At 52.0% G+C, this 248-nt stretch carries 1 pseudogene; it reads right to left on the reverse strand.

The features are described 5' to 3' along the window. Positions 1–7 precede the first annotated feature (7 nt). Positions 8–248 (reverse strand): annotated as a pseudogene (locus tag JTI85_RS21315) (UDP-2,3-diacylglucosamine hydrolase); the annotation flags it as partial.

The raw sequence follows: 248 nt of genomic DNA on the forward strand, positions 1-248 counted from the left end.
GCAGGAATTAAAACGGAAAAGCGATCAGTTCAACGTCGTCAGGTGTGACTTTAATCATCGAACCTTCGGTGTGCCAGGCACCTAACACCACGCGGAAAGCGGGTTGCTCATTGGCCGTGAGTTCGTGGACAGCCGGACGGTGAGTATGACCGTGAATTAACCACTGGACCTGATGTTTCTCCATTTCGGCAATGACGGCCTGTGGATTCACATCCATGATCTCCAGCGATTTACTGCTGTTGGCGGCT

It is taken from the genome of Citrobacter sp. Colony219, from assembly GCF_019382635.1.
In the GTDB taxonomy this organism is placed as follows: Bacteria; Pseudomonadota; Gammaproteobacteria; order Enterobacterales; family Enterobacteriaceae; genus Citrobacter; species Citrobacter youngae.